24 protein-coding genes and 1 pseudogene are annotated in these 24,332 nt (G+C 36.1%); 13 read left to right on the top strand and 12 right to left on the bottom strand.

The window, feature by feature from the left end:
- Positions 1–164 precede the first annotated feature (164 nt).
- Complete coding sequence (locus WKI77_RS04335; protein WP_337860602.1) at positions 165–1,244, top strand: transposase; 1,080 nt, start codon at positions 165–167, stop codon at positions 1,242–1,244.
- Between the two features lie 114 nt (positions 1,245–1,358).
- Positions 1,359–2,360 carry an alcohol dehydrogenase catalytic domain-containing protein gene (locus tag WKI77_RS04330; RefSeq protein ID WP_337860601.1) on the top strand — a complete coding sequence of 334 codons (1,002 nt, stop codon included), beginning with the start codon at positions 1,359–1,361 and terminating at the stop codon, positions 2,358–2,360.
- Here WKI77_RS04330 and WKI77_RS04325 read toward each other — a convergent pair.
- The 4 genes from WKI77_RS04325 to WKI77_RS04310 form a co-directional block, all read right to left on the bottom strand.
- Positions 2,351–2,776, bottom strand: coding sequence for a MarR family transcriptional regulator (locus WKI77_RS04325; protein ID WP_337860600.1), 426 nt, complete (start codon positions 2,774–2,776; stop codon positions 2,351–2,353). The genes WKI77_RS04330 and WKI77_RS04325 overlap by 10 nt on opposite strands.
- 4 nt (positions 2,777–2,780) lie before the next feature.
- Positions 2,781–4,511, bottom strand: a complete 1,731-nt coding sequence (locus WKI77_RS04320) for an MFS transporter (RefSeq protein ID WP_337860599.1) — start codon at positions 4,509–4,511, stop codon at positions 2,781–2,783.
- A 79-nt stretch (positions 4,512–4,590) separates the two neighbouring features.
- Entirely contained in the window at positions 4,591–6,363 is a 1,773-nt protein-coding gene (locus WKI77_RS04315) for a ribosome biogenesis/translation initiation ATPase RLI (protein ID WP_337860598.1), read from the bottom strand.
- Between the two features lie 17 nt (positions 6,364–6,380).
- On the bottom strand, positions 6,381–6,806 hold the full coding sequence (locus WKI77_RS04310) for a DUF6015 family protein (RefSeq protein ID WP_337860597.1): 426 nt from the start codon (positions 6,804–6,806) through the stop codon (positions 6,381–6,383).
- Positions 6,807–7,000: 194 nt separating this feature from the next.
- Here WKI77_RS04310 and WKI77_RS04305 point away from each other — a divergent pair, with 194 nt between their 5' ends.
- The 8 genes from WKI77_RS04305 (at position 7,001) to lipB (ending at position 15,444) form a co-directional block, all read left to right on the top strand.
- Positions 7,001–8,404, top strand: coding sequence for an MFS transporter (locus tag WKI77_RS04305; RefSeq protein ID WP_337860596.1), 1,404 nt, complete (start codon positions 7,001–7,003; stop codon positions 8,402–8,404).
- Positions 8,405–8,439: 35 nt separating this feature from the next.
- On the top strand, positions 8,440–9,426 hold the full coding sequence (gene folP / locus WKI77_RS04300) for a dihydropteroate synthase (RefSeq protein ID WP_337860595.1): 987 nt from the start codon (positions 8,440–8,442) through the stop codon (positions 9,424–9,426).
- 74 nt (positions 9,427–9,500) lie between these two features.
- The gene (gene lipA, locus WKI77_RS04295) at positions 9,501–10,355 is read left to right on the top strand and encodes a lipoyl synthase (protein ID WP_337860594.1); all 855 of its coding nucleotides are present in this window, start codon (positions 9,501–9,503) and stop codon (positions 10,353–10,355) included.
- Complete coding sequence (locus WKI77_RS04290) at positions 10,348–11,382, top strand: thiamine pyrophosphate-dependent dehydrogenase E1 component subunit alpha (protein WP_337860593.1); 1,035 nt, start codon at positions 10,348–10,350, stop codon at positions 11,380–11,382. Before lipA ends, WKI77_RS04290 begins: the two co-directional genes overlap by 8 nt.
- Entirely contained in the window at positions 11,379–12,344 is a 966-nt protein-coding gene (locus WKI77_RS04285) for an alpha-ketoacid dehydrogenase subunit beta (RefSeq protein ID WP_337860592.1), read from the top strand. Before WKI77_RS04290 ends, WKI77_RS04285 begins: the two co-directional genes overlap by 4 nt.
- Positions 12,345–12,356: 12 nt before the next feature.
- Positions 12,357–13,517 (top strand): dihydrolipoamide acetyltransferase family protein, encoded by a 1,161-nt coding sequence (locus WKI77_RS04280; RefSeq protein ID WP_337860591.1) that lies wholly within the window; start codon positions 12,357–12,359, stop codon positions 13,515–13,517.
- The gene (gene lpdA, locus WKI77_RS04275; RefSeq protein ID WP_337860590.1) at positions 13,518–14,807 is read left to right on the top strand and encodes a dihydrolipoyl dehydrogenase; all 1,290 of its coding nucleotides are present in this window, start codon (positions 13,518–13,520) and stop codon (positions 14,805–14,807) included. It begins immediately after the preceding gene.
- Positions 14,785–15,444: a lipoyl(octanoyl) transferase LipB gene (gene lipB, locus WKI77_RS04270; RefSeq protein WP_337860589.1), complete on the top strand. Its 660-nt coding sequence runs from the start codon at positions 14,785–14,787 to the stop codon at positions 15,442–15,444. Before lpdA ends, lipB begins: the two co-directional genes overlap by 23 nt.
- Here the strand turns inward: lipB and WKI77_RS04265 are convergent.
- Together WKI77_RS04265 and WKI77_RS04260 are read right to left on the bottom strand one after the other, a co-directional pair.
- On the bottom strand, positions 15,428–15,961 hold the full coding sequence (locus WKI77_RS04265; protein WP_337860588.1) for a cob(I)yrinic acid a,c-diamide adenosyltransferase: 534 nt from the start codon (positions 15,959–15,961) through the stop codon (positions 15,428–15,430). The genes lipB and WKI77_RS04265 overlap by 17 nt on opposite strands.
- Positions 15,962–16,179: 218 nt before the next feature.
- Positions 16,180–16,359, bottom strand: a complete 180-nt coding sequence (locus WKI77_RS04260; protein WP_337860587.1) for a DNA-directed RNA polymerase subunit K — start codon at positions 16,357–16,359, stop codon at positions 16,180–16,182.
- Between the two features lie 190 nt (positions 16,360–16,549).
- On the opposite strand from WKI77_RS04260, the gene WKI77_RS04255 reads away from it, so the two are divergent.
- The gene (locus WKI77_RS04255; protein WP_337860586.1) at positions 16,550–16,681 is read left to right on the top strand and encodes a hypothetical protein; all 132 of its coding nucleotides are present in this window, start codon (positions 16,550–16,552) and stop codon (positions 16,679–16,681) included.
- Between the two features lie 63 nt (positions 16,682–16,744).
- Here WKI77_RS04255 and metG read toward each other — a convergent pair whose 3' ends face one another.
- The 4 genes from metG to WKI77_RS04235 all read right to left on the bottom strand — a co-directional run bounded on the left by metG (position 16,745) and on the right by WKI77_RS04235 (position 21,182).
- Positions 16,745–18,844 carry a methionine--tRNA ligase gene (gene metG / locus WKI77_RS04250; RefSeq protein WP_337860585.1) on the bottom strand — a complete coding sequence of 700 codons (2,100 nt, stop codon included), beginning with the start codon at positions 18,842–18,844 and terminating at the stop codon, positions 16,745–16,747.
- A gap of 96 nt (positions 18,845–18,940) precedes the next feature.
- Positions 18,941–19,261, bottom strand: a complete 321-nt coding sequence (locus WKI77_RS04245) for a hypothetical protein (protein WP_337860584.1) — start codon at positions 19,259–19,261, stop codon at positions 18,941–18,943.
- Between the two features lie 419 nt (positions 19,262–19,680).
- Positions 19,681–20,187: an HPP family protein gene (locus WKI77_RS04240; protein WP_337860583.1), complete on the bottom strand. Its 507-nt coding sequence runs from the start codon at positions 20,185–20,187 to the stop codon at positions 19,681–19,683.
- Positions 20,188–20,225: 38 nt separating this feature from the next.
- On the bottom strand, positions 20,226–21,182 hold the full coding sequence (locus WKI77_RS04235; RefSeq protein WP_337860582.1) for an NAD-dependent epimerase/dehydratase family protein: 957 nt from the start codon (positions 21,180–21,182) through the stop codon (positions 20,226–20,228).
- A 59-nt stretch (positions 21,183–21,241) separates the two neighbouring features.
- On the opposite strand from WKI77_RS04235, the gene WKI77_RS04230 reads away from it, so the two are divergent.
- Positions 21,242–21,439 (top strand): DUF1059 domain-containing protein, encoded by a 198-nt coding sequence (locus WKI77_RS04230; protein WP_337860581.1) that lies wholly within the window; start codon positions 21,242–21,244, stop codon positions 21,437–21,439.
- Positions 21,436–22,725, top strand: a complete 1,290-nt coding sequence (gene hisS / locus WKI77_RS04225) for a histidine--tRNA ligase (RefSeq protein ID WP_337860580.1) — start codon at positions 21,436–21,438, stop codon at positions 22,723–22,725. The genes WKI77_RS04230 and hisS overlap by 4 nt, the downstream gene beginning before the upstream one ends.
- Positions 22,726–23,005: 280 nt before the next feature.
- Here the strand turns inward: hisS and WKI77_RS04220 are convergent, their stop codons facing one another.
- Together WKI77_RS04220 and WKI77_RS04215 are read right to left on the bottom strand one after the other, a co-directional pair.
- A complete protein-coding gene (locus tag WKI77_RS04220) occupies positions 23,006–24,181 on the bottom strand; it encodes a transposase (RefSeq protein ID WP_337860579.1) in 1,176 nt (391 codons plus the stop codon).
- A 29-nt stretch (positions 24,182–24,210) separates the two neighbouring features.
- Positions 24,211–24,332 (bottom strand): annotated as a pseudogene (locus WKI77_RS04215) (IS607 family transposase); the annotation flags it as partial.

The following is a 24,332-nucleotide window of genomic DNA, read 5'->3' as shown; positions in this document are numbered from 1 at the left end:
ATCACATCATTCTCTGCAAGATTATACGGACTTAAATCACAGAAGATGAAAGACATACTTAAGGCGGTGAAGCCATGACACATCCATGGAAATCTTCCGGTTCCAAAAGATCAGTATGGTGGCATTACAAACCATCATAATGTATCATAAAATACTTACTGGACATGAAGAATGCCATACATGAAGGTGTAATGAAGGCAGAGGAGTTAAGGATAATAAATGGAAAGATTCCATCTCCCATTGATCTCAGGAAAGAAATAAAGCCATGGTTTGATTCCACATATGATTATGCAGGGCACCACATCAATCCCGTATGCAGATCTTCCATAGCAATTCTCAGGTCATTCAGGAAGAACAGAAAGAACAGGAAATACCCAGAGGCCAGGAAGCTCTCAATGAGGCTTGACAGTGAACTTGTGAAGATCGTTGACAGTACCATCAGAATAACCATTAAGCCCGGTGAATATGAATACATTCCCGTAAATAGAATGAATAAAAAATGGGTAGATTATTCAAAATACAAAATATCAGAAGTACTTATAACAGATAATATAGTTTCAATATCCTTCTCCATACCTGATGAAAAGATATATGGAAACAGTATCATCGGTGCTGACCTGAACTTCAATACCATAGACCTCACCACCATCACTACTGAAGATAACCAGATTACCCATGTGGAGACCATACCCGTGAAAAACATTGCAAAGATACAGAATAGCTTCTCGAGGAGGAGGCAGAAACTGCAGAAACACGTGAGGAACCCTGCAAAGCGCAGCAGGAAACTGAAACAGACGAAGGGAAGGCAGAGAAAGAGGATAAAGGATGCAATGCACAAAACCTCAGCAAGCCTCGTGAAGGATAATCCTGATGCATCCTTTACATTCGAAGATCTAAAAGGTATAAGAAAGAGTGGTGATGATAAGGGAAAGAAATTCCGGACATACCTGAGGCCATATTCTGAATTCCAGAAAATGGTTGAATACAAATCGAAAAGAAAGACAGTATACGTGAATCCACGGGGGACCTCATCTGAGTGTCCTGTATGCGGTGATAAATTAAAGCACCCTGTGTGGAAGATATCCAGATGCACAAACTGTGGTCAGGACTACAACAGGGACAGGCTCGCATCACTTGCAATAGCCCTTCGTGGTCTTGACCTTTGCGGAGAACCGTTCCCCGTGAGTGCGTCAGCCTCTTGGCAGTCCATGAAGGATGAATACCTGTACATCAGGCATACCTGACATGCCTGAAGCGGGAAGGACTGAGACTGCCTACGCTGCGAATGAATATTGTCATAACAATGCACAATGTTTTAAGAACGGAAAATTATAATAAATATCAGCCAATAGTAAATAATGAAAGCCTTTATTCTAAATAAGCCGGAGGACCTCGAGTTTATTGATATAGAAGCCAGGGAGCCAGAAGAAAATGAAATTCAAATTAAGACAATGGCCTGTGGAATTTGCGGCACAGATTTTCATGCATACCATGGCAAGCATCTCGCTGTTAAATATCCAGTAATCCCTGGCCATGAAATGAGCGGAGTTGTTTCAAAAACAGGGAAAAATGTTAAATCATTTTCACTCGGAGATAGGGTTGTTGTTGACCCTAACATTACCTGCGGTCACTGTGAATACTGCAAGGAAGGAAAAGAGAACTTCTGTGAAAATATTCGAAGCGTTGGCATAAACTATCCCGGAGGCTATGGCGAATATGTAACTGTTCCGGAAAAGATTGTTTATAAAATTCCAGATAATATGAGTTATGCTGCTGCGGCTATGACGGAACCTGTTGCCTGCATAATACATGCATTTGAAACAACAGATGTCCATCTTGGCGGTTCTGCAGTAATCCTTGGAACAGGATTTATAGGATTAACATTCCTTCAGATTCTTAAGGGCATGGGTTATTATCCAGTATATGTTATGGGAAGGAATCCTGTGAGAAACAAGCTTGCAAATAAATACGGTGCCAATGAAGTATATACAAATATAGATGATTTAATGAAAAGCCCCATAATTGGAAAAGCAGACTTAATTATAGAAGCTACTGGCGATAACAGCATACTTTCAAAAACTGTTGATATGGTTTCTCCCTCTGGCAAGATTTTTGCTTTCTCGGTTTATCCTCCAGGAGAAAATGTAAGCATTGATTCAAACAAGATATACAGCAAGGAAATATCCATATTTGGTGATTTTATAAATCCTTATACAATGAGAAAAGCAATTAATATGATCAGTTCAGGACTTATTGATTATTCAGGAATGGAAGACCATGTTATAAAACTTGAGGAAACTGGAAATTTATTCAGTTCTGGAAAAAAGGATTTCATCAAACCTGTCATATCTTACGAATGATCCTTTAATTGAAGATCTATTTTCCCAAGTATATCGCACAGATTTTCTATATCATTTTCTGGAAGCGATGAAATTGAATCACTTATAATTTTCTTTATCATTTCCTCTATTTTATTATAGGTTTTAGTTCCATTTTCCGTTATTTCTATATTTATTACACGCCGATCTTCCTTGCTATGCACCCGCCTTATCAGTCCCTTGCTCTCTAATCCGTCTGTTATATCTGTAACCCAGCCCTTTGCCAGAGACAACCTATCTGCAAGGTACTTCATATTCTTTGGGCCTGTGCTTACAAGATGCAGTATTTTTGAATCGGTCAGGCTCAATGATGATTCAGAAAGATTGTTTTTTATCCTTACTGCATATTCGCTTATTATGCTATCAAGCAATGACCATATTGTTAATGTTTTTTCCATGTTATCATCTTTTCATTTTTACGGCCTTATCCTGCAATTCTGCTTTTTCAGCTGTGTTTGATTTATCAGCTTTTTCTGTCTTTGATTTTCTAAGCGGTTCTCGTAGTATGGATATTAATGCCCCTATAAATACTATAGCTGCTCCTGTATAGAATACTATGTGAAGTGATTTCATGAATGCAGGAGCAAATACTGTTGGGAACCATGTTGTTGCAGTAATAGTTGCCAGTGCAGAAGGTGGAATTGAAGCCACAACAGATGATGGCAACAGTTCAATTATGACTTTAGCAGGGTTTATGCCAAGCAAAGCACCGAATATTGCTTCTGTTGGCGGAAGTTTGGACATTTCATTGGCAAGTACATGGCCTCCGCCGGCAGTTAATATGGCAGAGGAAAGTGTGCCTGGCAAATCTGTGGTTAAGCCAAGTATAAGTATGCTGAAGAATATTCCCATACTTGCTGTTGTTCCTACATTTCTCAGTGTGGAAAGCATTCCTGATGCAGATCCACGAACATCTGCAGGCACAGAGGACATCACAGCGGATGTATTTGGCGCAGTAAATATTCCCATTCCTGCTCCGAACATGAATAATAGTATGGCCATGAATATGTATATAAAGTCAGCGGGAAGCAGCACAAGAAGCAGAAGCGCAGTGCCTGAAACTATAAGGCCCAGTGATGCAAGCCACCTCTGGCCGTGGGTATCGGAGTATTTTCCGGCTATAGGGCCGAATATACCCATAGCCACCGTCATCGGGAGCATATATATGCCTGCCCAGAAGGGAACTGATGCGTAAGAATATCCGTGCAGTGGAAGCCATATTCCCTGGAAAAGAATAATAATCATGAACATAAAGCCCATCATGCCCATAGCTGATATCATGCCTGCAAAACTTCCTGCTGCGAAACCCCTGATTTTGAATAAGCTTAAATTGAACATGGGGTTTTTTATCTTTCTTTCTATAAATGGGAAAAGGACGAGAAGTGCAGTACCAACTATCAATGCTATTTTTACCCAGGGGTTTCCCCATCCCATTGCACTGGTTTTGTATGGAGCAATTCCATATGTAACACCTATTAAAAGAATTATAAGGCCACCTGCAAATGTAATATTTCCAGGAATATCGAGGCTCTGCTTTTTCTTTGGTGATGTTTCCTTTAACTTAAGATAAGACCAAACAGTTCCTACAATGCCTACCGGAACACTTACAAGGAATATGTATCTCCAGTTAATAGTTGCCAGAATACCGCCTACTACAATGCCTATACTCATGCCTGCCGTTGCTGCAATCGCATTTATCCCAAGAGCAAAGCCACGTTCCTCCTTCTTAAAATTATCTGTAATTATTGCATAACTGTTTGCAAAGATAAATGAACCACCGACAGCCTGTATTATTCTGAATATTATAAGCTCCAGGGCTCCGGCATCGCCCTTTCCCGGAGTAAAATAAAGCAGTATAGAACCTATTGTGAATATTAAAAAACCAAGGTTAAAAAGCCTTACCCTTCCAAACATATCGGATAATCTGCCAATGGTAACAAGCAATACTGCAGTTACTATCATGTATCCCATAAGAATCCATAAAAGATATACAAAAGATCCAGGCAATAATGGATTGAGATGAATTCCGGTAAATATTGCTGGTAATGCTATAATAAGAATGCTCATGTTTATTGTAGCCATCAATACACCCATTGTTGTATTTGATAATGCTACCCATTTCTCCTGAACCATGCCAGTAAATTATATTTAATTATTTAAATGTTATTTTTCGAAATTATTTACCAATAAAGAATTATTTGCATTATCAAAATTATCTGGAATAATAGTATTCTCCATTGTTTTTCTGCGCTCTGTCAAGTGCACTGTTCAATTTATTTATCCTGGGCCTTTTAGTTGTTTCATCCCTTCTGAATGTAATTCCAAGATTTTTAAGGAACGTGTTCATTCCTTCACGCATTTCCATTGGCCCTTTTGAATTGCCTGATACCCCCTGAATCCCATTAAAAACTATAAGGGCATCTGAAATAAGATCTATTAGATATATATCATGATCGACAACTATTGCACTTTTTTTATTGTTTTCAATTACACGGCGTATTATTTTAGCAACGTTCATTCTGTATGATGAATCCAAATGTGCTGATGGCTCATCAATTAAATAAAGGTCTGCTTCAGTAGAAAGTGTTAACGCTATTGATGTTCTCTGAAGTTCACCGCCGGAAAGGTCATTTATGTATTTGTCATAGAGTTCTTCAATATTCATGGGAGAAAGAATTTCATTTTTTATAAATATATCTTCCATTTTTTCCTTCAGGGAATTTGACAGCAACTCATATACAGTACCATGGTAATCTGTGGATATATACTGCGGCTTATAAGCTATTCTCAATTCGTTTTCCACTGATCCGGTGTCCGGTTTAACTGCGCCTGCAAGTATTTTTACAAAGGTTGTTTTGCCGATGGCGTTCTGGCCTAGAACACCGATTATTTCTTCTCTGTTAATGTAACCCTCTCCAATATTCAGGTTGAAGCCACTATAATTTTTTGTCATTGAAGTCCATGATGTTACTCTTGTTGTTATAGAAGTCCTTTTATTGGATTTTACTGTAAAATCTATGGATGTGGATCGTATCCTTACATTTTCTTCCCTTATGTACCCGGAAAGGAATTCGTTAATGGCCTTATTTGTGCTTTTCTCTTTTGTGATTACTCCGTATGCACCCGGGCTGCCATATACAAGATTTACCTGATCTGCCATTTTATCCAGAATTGCAAGGTCATGCTCAACAACCATGACTATTTTTGTCTTTGATAATTCCCTTATAATATCTGATATTCTAATTCGCTCATTTATATCAAGGTATGATGATGCTTCATCAAACAGGTATATATCAGCGTCCTTCATCAATGTAATGCCTATTGCCAGTTTTTGAAGTTCGCCACCGGAAAGGTCCTTTACATCCCTGTCAAGAGATGTTTTCATTGATAGTTCATCTATTATGGCATCCATATTTCCATGGTTATTGTTATTCATAATTCCCCTTACAGTCCCATTTGTGACTCTCGGTATTAAATCAACATACTGATTTTTCAAAACTGCTTTTTTTGTTCCATTGTAAAGGTCACGGAAATACTGCCCCATTATGCTCTTTGAAAATCTTTCAATTACATAATCCTTATCGTTCTTCTTATCCAGATTCCCGAAATTCGGTATAAGTATTCCGGAAAGTATGTTCATTGTTGTTGTCTTTCCAAGGGCGTTCTGGCCAAGGATTGCATTTACCCGTCCAGTTCCAAGTTCTGGAAGTGAATACAAACGAAAAGAATCAATGCCATATTGATGTACTATATTTCTATTCAGTTCATCCGGGATACTGACAATTTTAATTGCATCAAAGGGGCATCGGTTCACACATATTCCGCAACCTATGCATAATGATTCGGTTATAACTGGGAAGTCGTCTGAGTGCCCCGGAAATTCAATAGTTTTTGCACCACTTCTAACAGGCGGACAGTAATTTCGGCATTCGTGGTTGCACTTCTTTGGATGGCATCGTTCTTTATCAAGAATAGCTATATGCATTTTTTAATCTACCTTATTTATTCGACTGGCTTCCAGTATTCATCCGGAATTTCACTGTAAATATCGAATCTGCTATCGCGTTGTGTTCTGGTACTGACATTCATTTCGGACAGTTCCAGAACACGTGCAACGTTCAGCAGCCAGTAATGAATCCGCCATTCACGGCCATCAAAGAGTGTTGTTTCTTCCCTCTCCGTTTCAAGTATTCCAAGATCTTCCATGGTGTAGAAAACATCTCGATCTTCAGGCTCAAGCATATTGTCAATAACACGGGTATTATACCCAAAGAAATTAATAATGTGTTCTGCTGAAGATTCTGATTCTTCAATAGCCATCTTTCTGTTCTGCAAGCTCAAACCATTGCTTATTGCTCTGGATAATTCATCTATTTTTACATATGTCCTGTTTCTTAATTTTACCATTTCCATGCTACTCATTGCCATATTAGTTCACCATTAAAGTTAACATACCTTATTGCATCTAGAGTTATAAGGTTATTTGCTTAATAATATAACTAATAAAGTATATTAATTTATCTTAATAGGCGCTTCTTTTTATTGAAAATAACTATATAGTCTATATATAATATATAGTGCATATTTATAATATTTAGAAGCATAGTAAATACAGTGAGCTGATGGATTCAGATATTGATAAATCGATGGATCAGGCAAAAACATCAAAATTCCATTACAAAGTATTATTCATATCAGGGCTTGGTTTCTTTACAGATGCATACGATCTTTTCATAATAGGTGTGGTAATATTGCTATTGCCATATGCTGGTTGGGGGCATATAAGTATATTTTATGAGGGGTTAATAACATCCACAGCATTGCTTGCGGCAGTTATTGGTTCGATAGTGTTTGGAAGGCTTCTGGACTATTCTGGCAGAAAAGCAATATATGGCCTTGAGCTCATAGCACTGATAGCAGGAGCCCTTGGAAGTGCCTTTCTTACTCCTGTAAACAATATATTTATGCTCCTTTTCTGGAGATTTCTCCTTGGAATAGGCATAGGAGGAGATTATGCCACCAGCTCAACAATAATGACAGAATATTCCAATACAATGAGCAGGGGTAAATTTGTAAGCATGGTTTTTTCCATGCAAAGCTTTGGGCTTATAGCCGGGCCTTTGATTTCTCTTGCGTTTCTTTCAAATTCTATTTCTCCATACATTACCTGGAGACTTTTGCTTGCAATAGGTGCTATTCCAGCCATTATAGTTATATATTTCCGGAGAAAAATGCCTGAGCCGCCAAGATATACTGCAGATGTCAGAGGCAATTATAAACAGGCTGCAAAAAATTTAAAGGATTTTACAGGAATAAGTGCGAGCTCTAAGCAAGGTGAAACTGTTAATGCTCCCTGGTATGTATTATTCAAAGACAGAAAATTTCTTCTTACCCTTATAGGCACTGCGGGGGCATGGTTCCTTATGGACTGGGCGTTTTATGGAAATTCTATAATGTCAAATAGCATACTTTTATTTTTAGTTCCATCTACAGTATCAGGAATACATGCCATAATACTTACAAATGAATATTCTGCAATGATATTCGGAATTGCCGCTTTCCCGGGATACTGGCTCGCAGCGTTTACAGTAGACAGGATAGGAAGAAAGCCAATTCAAATGTTTGGATTTGCCATGATGGCAATTTCATTTGGCATTATATCTGTATTTAGCTTCCTTACAACATATAAATTTATAGATTATTTTCTTCTAGTGTATGGAATAAGTTATTTTTTCATAATGTTCGGGCCGAATGTAACAACTTTTGTTTATCCGCCAGAGGTGTTTCCAATATCCACCAGAGGGCTTGGAACTGGCATTTCCGCTGCAGGAGGAAAAACAGGGGCGTTTATTGGAACGCTGGCTGATACTATTATATTATCAATTGCCGGTTTGCATTTTTTAATGGGCATGCTTGCAATAATAGCTCTTGCAGGTCTTATTGTTACAATTGTGCTTCTTCCAGAAACAAAACGCAGAGATCTTGGTGAAACCTCTGGAGAAGCGAGGTATACAGAAAGCAAATGAAATAAATTAATAGTTGCAATACATATTATTAATTTATGGAAGTAATATTCCCCAGCAGAAGCAAAGGTTATCTGGATGTTTATAAAGAAGATAAAAATGGCCATGTAATAATTGAAGGAAGGAAATTTGCTAGGAACTCAATAGTATTTGAAAAAAGCACTTTAAAAGAATTTTATATCAAAAACCATATTTTTGAAGGCTATGAAGAGCAGCTCTCAGAAAATGTTGGCAAAAAATTAAAAAATAAAAAGTCAAAAATTATGGGAATACTCAATGCAACGCCTGATTCATTTTTCAGTGGATCCAGAATAGCTGATAGAAAAATAATAGACAGTATGCTCGATTCAAAGCCAGATATTATTGATATAGGGGGAGAAAGCACAAGGCCAGGCAGCGTTCCAGTGGAACCAGAAAAGGAATTTGACAGAATTAAATGGGTAATTGAATATGTAAAATCAGTATCTGATATACCGATATCTATTGATTCAAGGCATTTATACACAATTTCAAAGTCTATGGATTATGATATAGATTATATTAATGACATTTCAGGATTTTCAGATCCGGGAATGGTAGACATAGCTGTGAACAGCAATGTAAAATGCATTGTAATGCATATGATAGGAAACCCGCAAAACATGGGAGAACAAACACATTATGATGATATATATTTTCAGATAAACGAGTATTTTTATAAAAGGGCAGATAACATGATTAAAAGAGGCATAAAGCCTGAGAATATAATTATGGATCCTGGCATAGGTTTTTCCAAGGATTTTAATGGAAATATGGACATACTTAAGCAGCCATGGTCATTCTTTATAGGGTTTAACACACTTTTTGGAACATCGAGAAAAGGATTTATAGGCAAAATTACAGGAAGCAGTATAGAAAACAGACTTGGTGGGACAATAGCCACTTCAATATATTTAGAACAGAATGGCGTTGACATACTTAGAGTTCATGATGTAACAGATAACAGGGATGCCATAAATGTGTACAGTTGTATTGAAAAGTATTGAAAACATGGCATACGTCAATTTGTTAATGTTAATAACGTGAAGTTTAAATATTTTCTATCGATAGAAGAGCTATGATGAGAGTCCCGTATAAGGTAAATCTACCTTCCGGCGATCGTTATGCGTTTATAAAGAATACTCTTGGAACCAGAGAGCTTCATACAGTATGCGAAGAAGCACACTGCCCTAATGTAAGTGAATGCTGGGAAAGTGGAACAGCAACTTTTATGATTCTTGGCTCCAATTGCTCACGCGGATGCAGATTTTGTGCAGTAACTCATGGAAATATGCTTCCGCTTGATCCTGATGAGCCGGAAAAGGTATATGAATCTGCAAAGCTTATGGGGCTTGATTATATAGTAATTACTTCAGTGGATAGAGATGATCTGCTAGATAAAGGATCGTCGGCTTTTGCCAATGTAATTAAAATGGTAAAGGAACTTAAAATCAAAATAGAAGTTTTAATTCCAGATTTCAGCGGAAACCATGAAGACATAGACAGGATTATAGCTGCAAAGCCAGATGTTATAGCCCACAATATTGAAACTGTGCAAAGGCTTACGCCTTTGGTTCGTGACCCCAGAGCTGGATATAACCAGACACTTGCTGTTCTGGAATATATAAAGAAAAAAGATCATTCAATAATCACCAAATCATCAATTATGGTTGGCCTGGGTGAAACTGATATTGAAGTGGAAAAAACTATGAAAGACCTGAGAAATGCTGGTGTGGATATACTTACCATAGGTCAGTATCTCAGGCCCACAAAAAAGCAGCTTGAAGTTAAAGAATACTCACCAATGTCCAGATTCAAGTATTTTGAAGAGGCTGGATATAAAATGGGATTTTCATTTGTAGCTTCAGGACCGCTGGTGAGAACTTCATACAAAGCTGCTGAAGGATATGTAAAAATGAGGGGGAAATATGATTGAAGAGACTGATATTAGTAAAGAAGATTTGTTAACAGGATACAAAAATATTGTAATGGAAAGATTTTTTGATAAAAAAATGTTGAATGCAAGCAGGCAGGGATTTTTGCCATTTTATATTCCACTTATGGGACATGAAGCAATACATATAGGATTGGGCATGGCAATAAGAAATGAGGATTTCTTTTACCCGTACTACAGGGATTTTGGTGTCCTACTGCAGATGGGGATCCCAATAGATACCATACTTTCCCAGGTATTTGCAACAGAAACTGATAACGAAATAGGAAGGGATATGCCAGACCATTTTTCATTTAAAAAATATAATATAGGGGCTGTTATAACTCCAGTTGCCGGGCATCTTACTTCTGCAACAGGAATTGCTTATGCAAAAAAATACAGGAAAGAAAATGGAACGGTGATAACAACCTTTGGAGACGGTGCAACATCAACGCCTGATTTTCATGTTGCAATGAATTTTGCAGGTGTTTACCAGCTTCCAATGGTATTTTTCTGCGAAAACAACCAGTTTGCAATATCTGTGCCTACATATCCTACAACTGATAAGAAATTTAATAATACTTATGAAGAAACCCGTGGTGCTATTTATAAAAAAGCCGAATCTTACGGATTTTCTGGAATAAGAATAGATGGCACAAATTTCATAGAGGTTTATCGTGCCACCAGAAAGGCTCTTGAAAATGCAGGGGAAGACCCGATACTTATTGAGGCAATGACATATAGAATGGGTCCACATTCTACTGCCGATGACCCAAATAAATACAGGACAGATATGGTACCTGAAGGAAGCGAAAAGGATCCTCTGATAGTAAGCCAGAAAATTTTGAAGGATATGAAAATATTAACCGATAATGATATAAAAAATATTAATGACGAAGTTGATGAAACAACATCAAAACTTATTGACAAATACGAAAAGGCCCCAAAGCCAAGCAAGGAAACAATGTTAAGCAATCTTTATCAGGAGGATCCGTGGTACATAGAGGAGGAAAGAGGTGATATACAATGAGCCAGATGACAATGGTCAAGGCGCTGAACAGTGGTTTAAACAATGCAATGGAAAATGATGATTCTATAATACTTTTAGGAGAAGATGTTGGCACTGATGGAGGAGTATTCAGGGTAACTGATGGTTTATTATCCAAATATGGGAAAGAGAGAGTTATGGATACCCCACTTGCAGAGCTCGGAATTGTGGGATTCGGCATAGGAATGTCCATGGCTGGCTTAAAAGCAATACCAGAAATACAGTTCCAGGACTTTATTTATACTGCTATGGATCAAATAATTAATCAGATGGCAAAATTGAGGTACAGGACAAATGGAGATTACACACTTCCAATGGTATTGAGAACTCCGTATGGAGGCGGTGTCCATGGAGGGCCTTACCATTCACAAAGTGGCGAAGCATATTTCACACATACACAGGGGCTTACAGTTGTAACTCCTTCAAATCCATACGACGCAAAAGGATTATTATTATCATCAATAGAGCTTAATGACCCGGTAATATTCCTTGAGCCAAAGAGATTATACTATGCTGGAAAAATGGAAGTCCCGGAAGATTATTACAAAATTGATCTTAGAAAGGCAAATGTGGTTAGAGAAGGCGATGATCTCACAATACTCACATACGGACCTGCTGTTCCACTTGTTAAAAGTACAGTTGAAAAAAACAATGTAAATGCGCAGATAATAGATTTGAGAACACTGAATCCATTTGACCTCGATACAATACTTGCAGGTGTGAAAAAAACAGGAAAGGTGTTAATAGTCCATGAAGCACCAAAAATGTTCGGTGTTGGTGCAGAGCTTTCCGCAACAATTTCGGAAAAAGCAGTTGATTATCTTGCTGCTCCCATATTGAGGGTAACTGGATTGGATATACCAATACCATTTGCACTGGAAGAATTTTACGTTCCAAATGAGAAGAGAATAATGATTGCTATAAATAAATTATTAAAATATTAATGAGTGATGAATATGTATACAGTTAGTTTACCGCCTATTGGCGAAGGGATTCAGGAAGGAGAAATAGTGAGGTGGGCAGTAAAACCGGGAGATTCAATTAAAAAAGACGATGAACTTGTTGAAGTCATGACAGATAAGATAACGGTTAAAATACCATCTCCTGTTGCTGGCAAAATTGAAAAAATCCTGATTAAGGAGGGAGAAACAGCGATGATAGGTGAACCAATGGTTCAGATCGATTCCCCGGATGAATCTAACAGCCCGGAAGAGCCTGAGAAAAATAAGGCACCGGTACAGGCACACCAGGAAGTTTCTGTAAGCACAGATGAAAAAATACCATCTATCAAGGCAACACCTGCAGTGAGAGCATATGCAAGGTCAAAGAATGTGGATATTTTAAAGGTTAAGCCCGCATCATCCGATGGAAGAATAACAAAAGAAGATATAGATACCTTTATGAAACCTGCAGCAAATACGGTTTCACAGCCAGCACCACAATCAACAGAGGATGAAGTGTTCACACCAACAGGCATCAGGAAAATAATATTCGAAAAGATGACGAAATCAAAACAGCTCATACCGCACTTTACAATAACAGATTTCATAGATACAGAAAATATTGAGAAAGCAATAGAACAGTATTCAAAGAAAAAATATATCAGTTTTACTGCATTTTTTGTTAAAGCTGTAACCATAGCTTTCAGGGATTTTCCGAAGTTGAATGCAATATATAATGAAAATGATAAGACTTACACAATAAAGAAGAAATATAACATTGGAGTTGCTGTTGATTCCCCAACAGGGCTCACGGTAGTTGTTGTAAAGGATGTGGCTTCAAAAAACATATTCCAGATATCTGAAGAAATAAAGGATATGGCCGAGAGGGCAAGATCCGGAAAACTTGCTTTGCAGGATGTCCAGGGTTCCACATTTTCTGTTACAAACATTGGTTCAATAGGCGGAATTATGGCAACGCCAATAATTAATTATCCTGAAGTTGCAATACTTGAAATAAATACAAGAACGTCCGGATTTGTAAATGGCGAATTAAAACATGGGCTGTATTTAACCCTTGCATGCGACCATAGATTGATAGATGGCGCTGAAGCAGCACGCTATCTGGAACGATTGAAAGAAGTTCTGGAATATCCATTAATGTATATAGGTGATTGAATGGATTACGATGCAGCGTTCATAGGTGCCGGGGCAGGAGGTTACTATTCTGCATTGCATCTTTTAAAGAATAAAAAGAAAGTACTTATAATAGAAAAAGAAAAGTTCGGTGGTGAATGCCTTAATTATGGATGCATACCATCAAAGGCCCTTATAGAGTTAAGTGAAAACATAAATTATCTGCAGGATATGCCTGGAATTTCAATGCAGTACAAAATCGACATGAAGGAATGGCAGAAATGGAAAGAGTCAATGATTTCAAGAATAACCGGCGGTGCCGAAAAACTATGCTTGAGCCTGGGTGCCAGGATAATTTATGGGACAGGATCAATAAAGGATAAAAATACGGTTACGGTGAATGGAAATGAATATACTGCAGAAAATATAATTATTGATACCGGTTCTGTGCCTGTAAAGGTAAAGGGAATAGATGATGTTTATTATAACAGGGAAATACTTGCTATCGAAAAAATACCGAAAAAGCTGGTTATAATTGGTGGCGGTTATATTGGCATTGAGATGGGTACTGCTTTCAGAAAATTGGGTTCAGAAGTTTACATAATAGAAATGAAGGACAGGATACTCCCTGAAATAGAAGAAGACCTTGCAAATGAAGTTGATAGAAAACTGAGAAAGCTCGATGTGCATATTATGACTAACAGTAAAGTTCTTTCAGTGAAAAAGGATAATACATATAATGTATCCATAGAAGGAAAAGACGATATAGTAGCAGATACGGTTCTCATGTCAGTTGGAAGAATACCATATATAGAAGGTACTGGAATAGAAAAACTTGGAATTGAAATGGATGGAAGATTCATTAAAACTGATTTACATAAAAAAACCAGCATTGAAAACATATATGCAATAGGCGATGTTTCCGGTGCGCCAATGCTTGCTCATAAAGCATTTTATGATGGATATGTGGCCGCAGAAAATATAATGGGCAACGATACTATTGTTGATTACCGCGCAATGCCATTTGTTGTTTATACCGATCCTGAAATAGCATTTACGGGAAAGACTGGAAACAAATATAATAAAGTACCTGTTATGGCCAATCCAAGGGCTTTAACAATGAATCAAAAGGATGGTTTCTTTAAACTGTACTATGATGATGATGGAACAATAACAGGGGCAGGAGTTGCAGCACCAAGATCATCAGAATTCATAACAGAAATCAGTATGGCAGTTGAAGCTGGCCTTTCCATAGATGATTTGTTCCTGACTGTACATCCACATCCAACTGTTTCGGAAGGTCTTAAAGATGTTGCAGAAAGGAAAAACTAATTACTGGACGGACCTTGGTAAAATTGATTACATGGAGGCACTTGATCTCCAGTATAAGCTGGTATATGAAAGAAAGGAAAATAAAATTCCAGACACTGTACTATTTTTAGAACATTACAATGTTTATACAACAGGCAGAAAAAGTGTTCCTGACAATTATAAAAATGTAAATGTTATTCAAACTGACCGTGGTGGCGATGTAACATATCATGGGGATGGGCAGTTAATTGCATATTTCATATTCGATGTTAGAATTAATGGAAAGAAGGAGGTAAAAAAATTCCTCGAAAAAATTGAAAAATCATATATTGATATGCTAAAATCGTGTGGATATAAGGCAATGATCTATGGTGAACCTGGCATATGGATAGACCATGGAGGAATAAAAACGAAAGTTGCTTCACTTGGAATGGCCATAGATGATTATGTTTCATATCATGGAATGGCATTAAATATATCGGATGCGGTACTGGATGGATTCAGATTAATCAATCCATGTGGAATGAACAGCAATGTGATATCATATGTAAATATTTCAAGAGAAGAGGCAAGGTCTAAACTTTTAAAGGAATTTTCAAAGAATTTTGGCCCTTTTGAAGAAGTTAATAAAGAAAAATTGGTCAGGACTCGCGCTTAATATCCCATATGCGCTCGGTGATTCCCAATCTTTTATTTGAAGCCACTGCCTGCATGAACAGCATTGAAGATAATCTGTTAAGATAAATCATAAGATATTTATTTACCGGCATCAGCTTTGATACAAAAACGGATAACCTTTCAGTTCTTCTTGCTACTGTTCTGGCCATATGAAGGGATACTGCAGCCTGGCTCCCATCAGGTATAATAAAAAGTTTTATTTTCCCTATTTCTTTTCTGTATTCAATAACTCTCTGCTCCAGCCATTTTACATCCTCTTCCTTTATTGTCCTGTGCTGGCTTTCAGCAGTTAAATCCTCGCCCATGAGAAAAACATCGTTCTGTACTTTTATTAGATCATTTTTAATATCTTCCCACTGTGTGTTTATAAGTGCATTTCCTATAAATGAATTCAATTCGTCAAGAGTGCCCTGCAAATCAACCATTGGAGAATCCTTTCCTATACGCACTCTTAAACCATTATCAGTTTCACCATAATCGCCCCTTCTAGTAAACATAAAAATGTATTATGAATAAAGATTTAATTGTTTGTTATCGCTTTAATATACAAATAAAAAAATATTTGGAATTGCTCTTTAATTATTTCCTTGAATTCCTGGTATCGTTCTTTACAGAATTTATAATAACATCTGCATAACATTATAAATTTATTCCTGTTATAAAAATATTTAACTTAATTATTACAAAAAATACAATTTATATAAATTTTCGCTGGTTATTTTCTTCTAATTGTTATAGGTATAACGCCATTATTGAATTCACATAATGCAATATCTATAGGGTCTATCATGTCAGGCGAAACATCCAAAATTACAGGTGCACCCATTGCAATTTGCAATGCTCTTGCTCCTATAATCCTCGCTTTTTCAAATTTAGTCAACATCATAGAAATCATTTAAAGTAAGAGGTGTATTAAATAACAATAAATAAAGGTTTCTATAAATACGAATTTGTGTCAATATGACAGAATAGAATATTGATAAAATATTGGAATATAGTAAATTCGGTTCAATATACAATGTTAAACGTTGTCTGACACTTAAATAATACGGAAAATATTAATATAACTGCCATATACTAACATTATGGTTAAGAGAATAAGGAACCCTGTAACCGGGAAGTATTATGCAATACGGGAAAGAAATACCGTATATGGGAAAAAAGGCGAAATTAAGGGATTATGGAAAAATCCATCAAAATCTAAGAAGAGTAAATAAAAAAACTTTATTATTAACAGGTTCCAACTTTATAATTAATCGGATATTGTAGTAAATATGGAGTTATTTTATTGAAACTTTATCCATATTTTCTAAAGGCACATCTATGTATTCATTATTATGCATCAAAGGCAGGATATTTTCACCAAGTTTTACCATTATATGGTGTGCAGAAATTATAAATTCAGATTTTTGGAACTCGTTAAAAGACAGAACATATTCACCATTATAAGGATAGTTTCCAACTGTAATTGGATCTCCATCATTCCCTGCCTTTGATAAAATTATTTCCGAATTTTCAGTTTTAATTGCCATTACCAGGCATTCTGATTCCTCTCCCCTTATTTTAGCTTTTTCCAGATTCGTGAGTATGAGTACATGCTTTCCATTAAGTTCGTCTCTGGAATAAAATTTTTTAGTATCAGAAATAGCCTGGTAAATTCTATCTCCGTGAACCTTGATGACATATAAAGAATCTGCATTGGGATGATCGTCAACAGAAATAATAGTTGCAAGCTGTATATCAAATATATTTGGATTGCTTAAATCTATTTTCTCAAAAGGTATTTTTCCTTTCTTAACCTTGAATTCATCAATGCTTAAAAGATCTGAAAATGTATTATTGCATAATTTTTTTGGGCCTCCAAAGGATTCCCATATGTTTTCTGCTGCAGAAGGAACATATGGCTCCAGCATGACAGTAAGATATTGCCCTATCTTCAATGATACATACAGTTTTTCATTGAGTTTTTCCTTATCTTCCTTTATTAATTTCCATGGTGCAGATTCTGTGAAATAATTGTTTGCTATCATAACAAGTTCAAGCCATATTGAAATTCCTTTTTTAATATGCACATCACTGATCTCATTGCAATATTCATTAAATTTATTTTCGAGAAGATTCATTATTTCCAGATCTTTATCATCAAGTGATTCCGGCTTATGTGGAGATAAATTGTTTTTTTCTATGAAACTTTCCATTCTGTAAATATAATTTCCATACTTGTCTACAAGTTCTGAATTTACTTTAAGCTGGAGTTCTTTCATTGAAAAATCTGAATCCCCAGTTTCCGGAAGGATTGAAGCTATATAATATCTCAATGAATTTTTATCCACAAAATTAAGAATTTCATCAACAGTATACCCTATACCCCTGCTTTTTGAGAATTTTTCCCCATCAAAATTGAGATATTCATTTGCAGGGACGTTATATGGCAAATTATATTCTCCGTGTGCAAGCAACATTGCAGGCCATATAATTGTGTGAAATGGTATATTGTCCTTGCCAATAAAATAATAGGATTTAATATTCTTATTATACCAGAATTCTTTCCAGTATTCCGGTTTTTCTGTTTCCTCGGAATATGTTCTCGCACCAGTTATATATCCAATAAGTGCTTCAAACCATACATAAACTTTCTTTGTACCATAGCCTTTTAATGGTATTTTTACACCCCAGTCAAGGTCTCTTGTAATTGCTCTTGGATGCAATCCTTCAGCTATAAAATTTTGTGTGAATTTTAAAACATTTGGTTTCCAGTAAGTTTTTGAATCGATATATTCAGAAAGTTTTTCCTGAAGCTGGTCCAGTGCAAGGAAGAAATGATCAGTTACCCTGAAAATTGGTTTTGTGCCCGTCATTTTACATACTGGATTTATTAGCTCAATTGGATCCAGCGTTCTGCCGCAGTTATCGCACTGATCCCCCCTGGCCTCTTTATATCCGCAATATGGGCACTGCCCTTCTATATAACGATCTGGCATGAATTTGCCGGCTTCCGTGCAAAATGGTGAAACCATGTATCTTTTTACGAGATATCCCTTCTCAAGCAGATTAATAAAAAACTCATCAACATCCTTTTCATGCTCAGGATTACTTGTTCGTGTAAATTTGTCAAATTTTATGTCCAGTGAGTTAAATGAATTTATATGCATTGCATTATATTTATCCGCTATTGACTGAGGAGATACATGATCCTTTTCTGCACTTATTGTAATTGGTGTTCCGTATTCATCGCTTCCAGATATAAATAACACGTTCTTGCCAAGCATTCTGTTGAATCTGACAAATATATCTGCTCCAAGATAGGCTCCCGCTATATGTCCTAAATGCAGCGGCCCGTTGGCATAGGGAAGTGCACAATTTACCAGTATTTTTTCCATTGCTGGTTTAGTATATAATGAAATTTAAGTTTTTATTATTTTTATATCAGATATAAATTACATAATATTTAAAAAAATAGTTAAAACGTTTTAAATTCAAACGTGTATGTACAAATAACCATCCCTTTCCTTCCTTAATATTTCGAGGAAACCTCCTTGGGGCGTTGGAGAAATTGTGGGAAGCAGATCTTCCTTTTTTATGTTATTCATTTCCATTGATGTTTTGCATGCCATAACTGTTATTTTTTTATTTTCCAATAACGGTTTTATCATATCAATTTTTGTTGTTGCTATTGTTGCACTTTCAAGAAAGACTATTTCAACTGCCTCTACATCATCTTCCCGTGCTACATGGCTTCCTACAACGTTTCCCATTGGAATTTTTTCCTTCTCAGAAATTTGTATTATAACTTTCATAATTTATTATTTTAAATTTGTATTTATAATTATCGTTTTACGTCTTTTTCTGAATAAAATTGGTAATATAATTATATTATAAGTTGGTATTTATATTAATAAAGTCAATTCAGGTTGTATATACAGTGAGAGACGTGGAATTTATTCTCCATATAAAATTAATTTTTCCAAAATCCACAATATGGTTAACTGATTGATTCCAGCGGCGGAAATACATTTTACATTTTTTTAATCGACTTCTACATTTTACTGACCGAGTAAATTACCGTCCATTCATTAAATTCTCCATGCTATTATATTATTGAATTTGCATAAACATAGATTTGTATGATTTTTTATATTCCAATCATGATTTTTCTGGTTCAAATAAATTTTTAGCTGATATAATTTTATAACTAAATTTGAGCCTGCATTTCTTTTTACTTGTTATGAATTTCGTCCTTGACAACATAAACGAATTTATTCAGGAATTCATCAAATAAAATTATAAGAACCATGCCTGAAAACAGAAATAGAAGAGCAAAAATGTTTGCTCGTTCAAGTATGAAAACAACGCCTATACCCATTGCGGGGGGGTGCATTGCAGTAAATGTAACCAACAATATTGAAATTACAGTTTCTACCAGTGCAATTGTGTAATATATCCCTATGTATGTTGATATGAAAAATCCCAGTATACCAATCAATCCTGCAATTATGTAGCTTTTCACGAACTTTGAAATCCTTGACGAATCCTTTTTTGGCTCCATAAATAAAAGAAAAGAGCTGGATGCAAAAGATGAAAATACAATGAATTTTGCTATTGGAATAACATATATATGCAAGAATGAAAGAGTAAGAATTGTTACTGATATTGTTATTCCAACAAATATTGATGGAATAATATGGTTCCTTATCCGTATTTCTAGATTGTTGGGTTCTTTCATTATATTTTAAATATTTTTATCGTTATTAAAATATTGCTCTAATTTTTATTCTTTAGCTGTTCTATCGTCTCCTGAACAGCTATATCAACAGATTCGTCGCTGGTATATTTGCTCTTCCAGCCCATTGACAATAATTTATCTATTGCCAAATGTGTTATTTTTATGTCTCCCTTCCAGCCCCTTCCATTTATTCCGCCTGTATAATTGTATTTTACATCGTTCAATCCCATTCTTTTTACCACATAATTTGCTATTGTTTTTACCGATGTTGTTTCAAGGTTTCCAAGGTTTATAATGTCCGTTTTTTTCAATTTCTCATGAACGTATATCATTGAATTTACACAGTCTATTACATGCATATATGATTTTCTCTGTGTTCCGTCTCCTAATATTTCAAGTTCTTTTGGGTCTTTTAATAATTTGTTTATGAAATCGTATATAACTCCATGTGTTGAGTTTTTGCCAACTATGTTTGCAAACCTGAAAATTGAACCCTTTATTCCGTAATAATGCGAATATGCAGTTATAAAGCCTTCATTTGACATCTTTGAAGCGCCGTATGATGATATTGGCATGTAGGGCCCATAGTTCTCTGGAGTTGGCATAATTGATGCTTCACCGTACACAGTAGATGATGATGCAAATAATATATCCATGACATCCTTTTTTCTCATATATTCTAATATATTTTCTGTAACAACAACATTATTTTTGAAATCTTTTACTGGATCTTCTGAACCATACCTGACATCGGAATTTGCAGCAAAATGTATAACCGTATCAATATCCTCAAGTTTTCCATAATCAAATGAAAGCAAATCAGCATTGATAAAATGAAAGTTTTTATTGCCTGAAAAAGATTTAATGAAACGGTCTCCGACATGGTTATTTAGATTGTCTATTACAGTTATTTTGTTATCAGGAAGAAGTTTTTCCACCATATTTGAACCTATAAATCCGGCTCCACCGGTAATTAATATATTTTTTCCTTGCATACAGGTAAATGGCTTATTAAATAATAATTCTTTTTATATTAAAAATTAATAGGGTAGATATGACATATTATTTCAAATGTAAGGATTTGGGATGGGATTGCTCATTTGAGAACCACGCAGAGAAGAGAGAAGATATATTTCCAAGGATCAGAATACATTTTCACTACGCCCATGCAACAAATGATATAGATGAAGAAACAATGAAAAAAATTGAATCCGTAATATATGAAGGTGAAGAATACAAAGGCGAAATATGAAAATTGAAAAAATTAAGGGTTTCAGGGATCACTATCCTGATGATATGGAGATTAGAAACTATTTTCTTAATAAAATAACCAGTGCAGCGGAAAATTTTGGATACGGGCGAATTGATTTCCCAAGCCTGGAGCCTCTTGATCTTTACAGGCTTAAATCTGGAACTGAGCTTGTTAACCAGACATTTTCATTTACTGATAAGGGTGGCAGGGAGGTTACAATGATTCCAGAGGCTACACCATCTACAATGAGATTATTAACGGCAAGGAAGGATTTGCCAAAGCCGGTTAGATGGTATTCGGTCCCGAAAGTATGGCGATATGAAGAGCCACAGGAAGGAAGATTTAGGGAACATTACCAGTTTAATGCCGATATGTTTGGGCTCGATTCTGCTGAAACGGATGCCGAAATTGTAGGGCTTGCTTCCACCATTCTCGATTCCATTGGATTGTCAGGTATTTATGAAATTAATATTAATGACAGATTTTTAATGGAGTATATATTAAAAGACCTTGGGGTGCAGGATGTTTCCGGTGCCTTTTCAATTATAGATAAATTTAAAAAGATTGACAAAAAATCATTTATTCTTTCCTTTGAAGGAATAGGAGCAAAAGATGATGAAATTAAAAAAATCCTTTCACTTCTGGGAGAAAAGGTAGATATAGATAATCTGGAAAAGAGGGTTAAAAAAGTTGTAAAAAATTATGATGATATAAAATCAAGAATTGATAGAATTAAAAAAACATTTGATTTAATCAAGTTGTATACTGAAAGCCAGATAAATTACGATTTTTCAATAGTTAGAGGGTTATCATACTATACCGGAATGGTATTCGAAGCCTTCGATATAAAAGGAGAATTGAGAGCAATACTTGGCGGTGGCCGATATGATGACCTGTCAAAATTATTTATAGAGGAACAGATACCTGCAGTTGGATTTGCGATAGGGGATGCAGTAATTGAGTTACTTTTGAAAAGGCAGGATCTGTGGATGAGGAGAGATAAAAAAGAATCTTACTATATATGCAACATTTCATCCGGTGATGATGATTATATAGTAAAAATAGCAAGCAGAATCAGGAGCATAAATAAAATTGCTATCATAGACATGACACACAGAAAATTGGCGTCCCAGATGAAAACTGCATCCGGTTTTGACTATGCAATAATAATAGGAGAAAAAGAAGTAGAAGAAAATGCCCTTACAGTTAAGAACATGAAAATATCAGAGCAATCAACAGTAGGATATGATGATTTCCTTCTTCGGCTTCGGAACAAAAGTGAATAAATTAAATATATTGCTCTTTTATGTGATTATTCTATAATTCCTAATTGATATTTAATGTGGAATTCACGACATGTATTAAAACAGTGCAGGTCATGGGCCATACAATAGACATATTCAAACTAACATGAATAATGAAAAAAAATATATTTTAATTGATAAAATATAGAATGAATAGTTATTATGCAACATAGAATATTGCCGTTCTTAAAACATTGTGCATTGTTATGCACCTGCTTCATTCGCAGCGTAGGCAGTCTCAGTCCTTCCTGCTTCAGGCATGTCAGGTATGCCTGTTGTACAGGTATTCATTCTTCATGGACTGCCAAGAGGCTGACGCACTCACGGGGAACGGTTCTCCGCAAAGATCAAGGCCACGGAGGGTTATTGCAAGTGATGCAATCCTGTCCCTGTTGTAGTCCTGACCACAGTTTGTGCATCTGGATATCTTCCACGCAGGGTGCTTTAATTTATCACCACATACAGGACACTCGGATGAGGTCCCACGTGGATTAATATATACTATTTTTCTTTCAGATTTGTATTCAACCATATTCTGGAATTCACTGTATGGCCATCTGTTCAGGTATGTCCTGAATTTCTTTCCCTTATCATCACCACTCTTCCTTATACCTTTCAGGTCTTCTAATACAAAGGATGCATCCGGGTTATCCTTCACCAGCTTTGAAGATAACTTGTGCATTGCATCCTTTATTCTCTTTCTCTGCCTTCCCCTCGTCTGTTTCAGTTTCCTGCTGCGCTTTGCAGGGTTCCTCACATGCTTCTGCAGTTTCTGCCTCCTCCTCGAGAAGCTATTCTGGATTTTTGCAATGTTTTTCACGGGTATGGTCTCCACATGGGTAATCTGATTATCTTCAGGATTGATTGTGGTGAGGTCTATGGTATTGAAGTTCAGGTCAGCACCGATGATACTGTTTCCATAGGTCTTTTCATCAGGTATAGAGAAGGATATTGAAACTATATTATCTGTTATGAGCACTTCTGATATTTTGTATTTTGAATAATCTACCCATTTCCTGTTCCTGTTATTGATGGGAATGTATTCATATTCACCGGGTTTAATGGTTATCCTGATAGTACTGTCAAAGATCTTCACCAGTTCACTGTCAAGCCTCATTGAGAGCTTCTTGACCTCTGGGTATTTCCTGTTCTTTCTGTTCTTCCTGAATGACCTGAGAATTGCTATGGAAGATCTGCATACCGGATTGATGTGGTGCCTTGCATAATCATATGTGGAGTCAAACCATGGCTTTATTTCTTTCCTGAGATCAATGGGAGATGGAATCTTACCATTTATTATCCTTAACTCCTCTGCCTTCATCAGGGCTTCATGGATGGCGTTGCGCATATCCTCCAAGTATTGCATGATCCGATTCGATGGTTCGTAATGCCACCATACTGTTCTTTTGGAACCGGAAGATTTCCATGGATGTGTCATGGCTTCACCGCCTTAAGTATGTCTTTCATCTTATGTGATTTAAGTCCGTATAATCTTGCAGAGAATGATGTGATTATGGATATTAGATCATTGGTAAGTTCCTTATTTGCAGAAACCATTTCTTCTCCATCCACCTCAACTATATCAGTGC

This window comes from Ferroplasma sp. (assembly GCF_037442045.1).
Taxonomy (GTDB): domain Archaea; phylum Thermoplasmatota; class Thermoplasmata; order Thermoplasmatales; family Thermoplasmataceae; genus Ferroplasma.
Note: the sequence above shows the minus strand (reverse complement) of the source record. Positions and strands in the feature narration are given on the sequence as shown.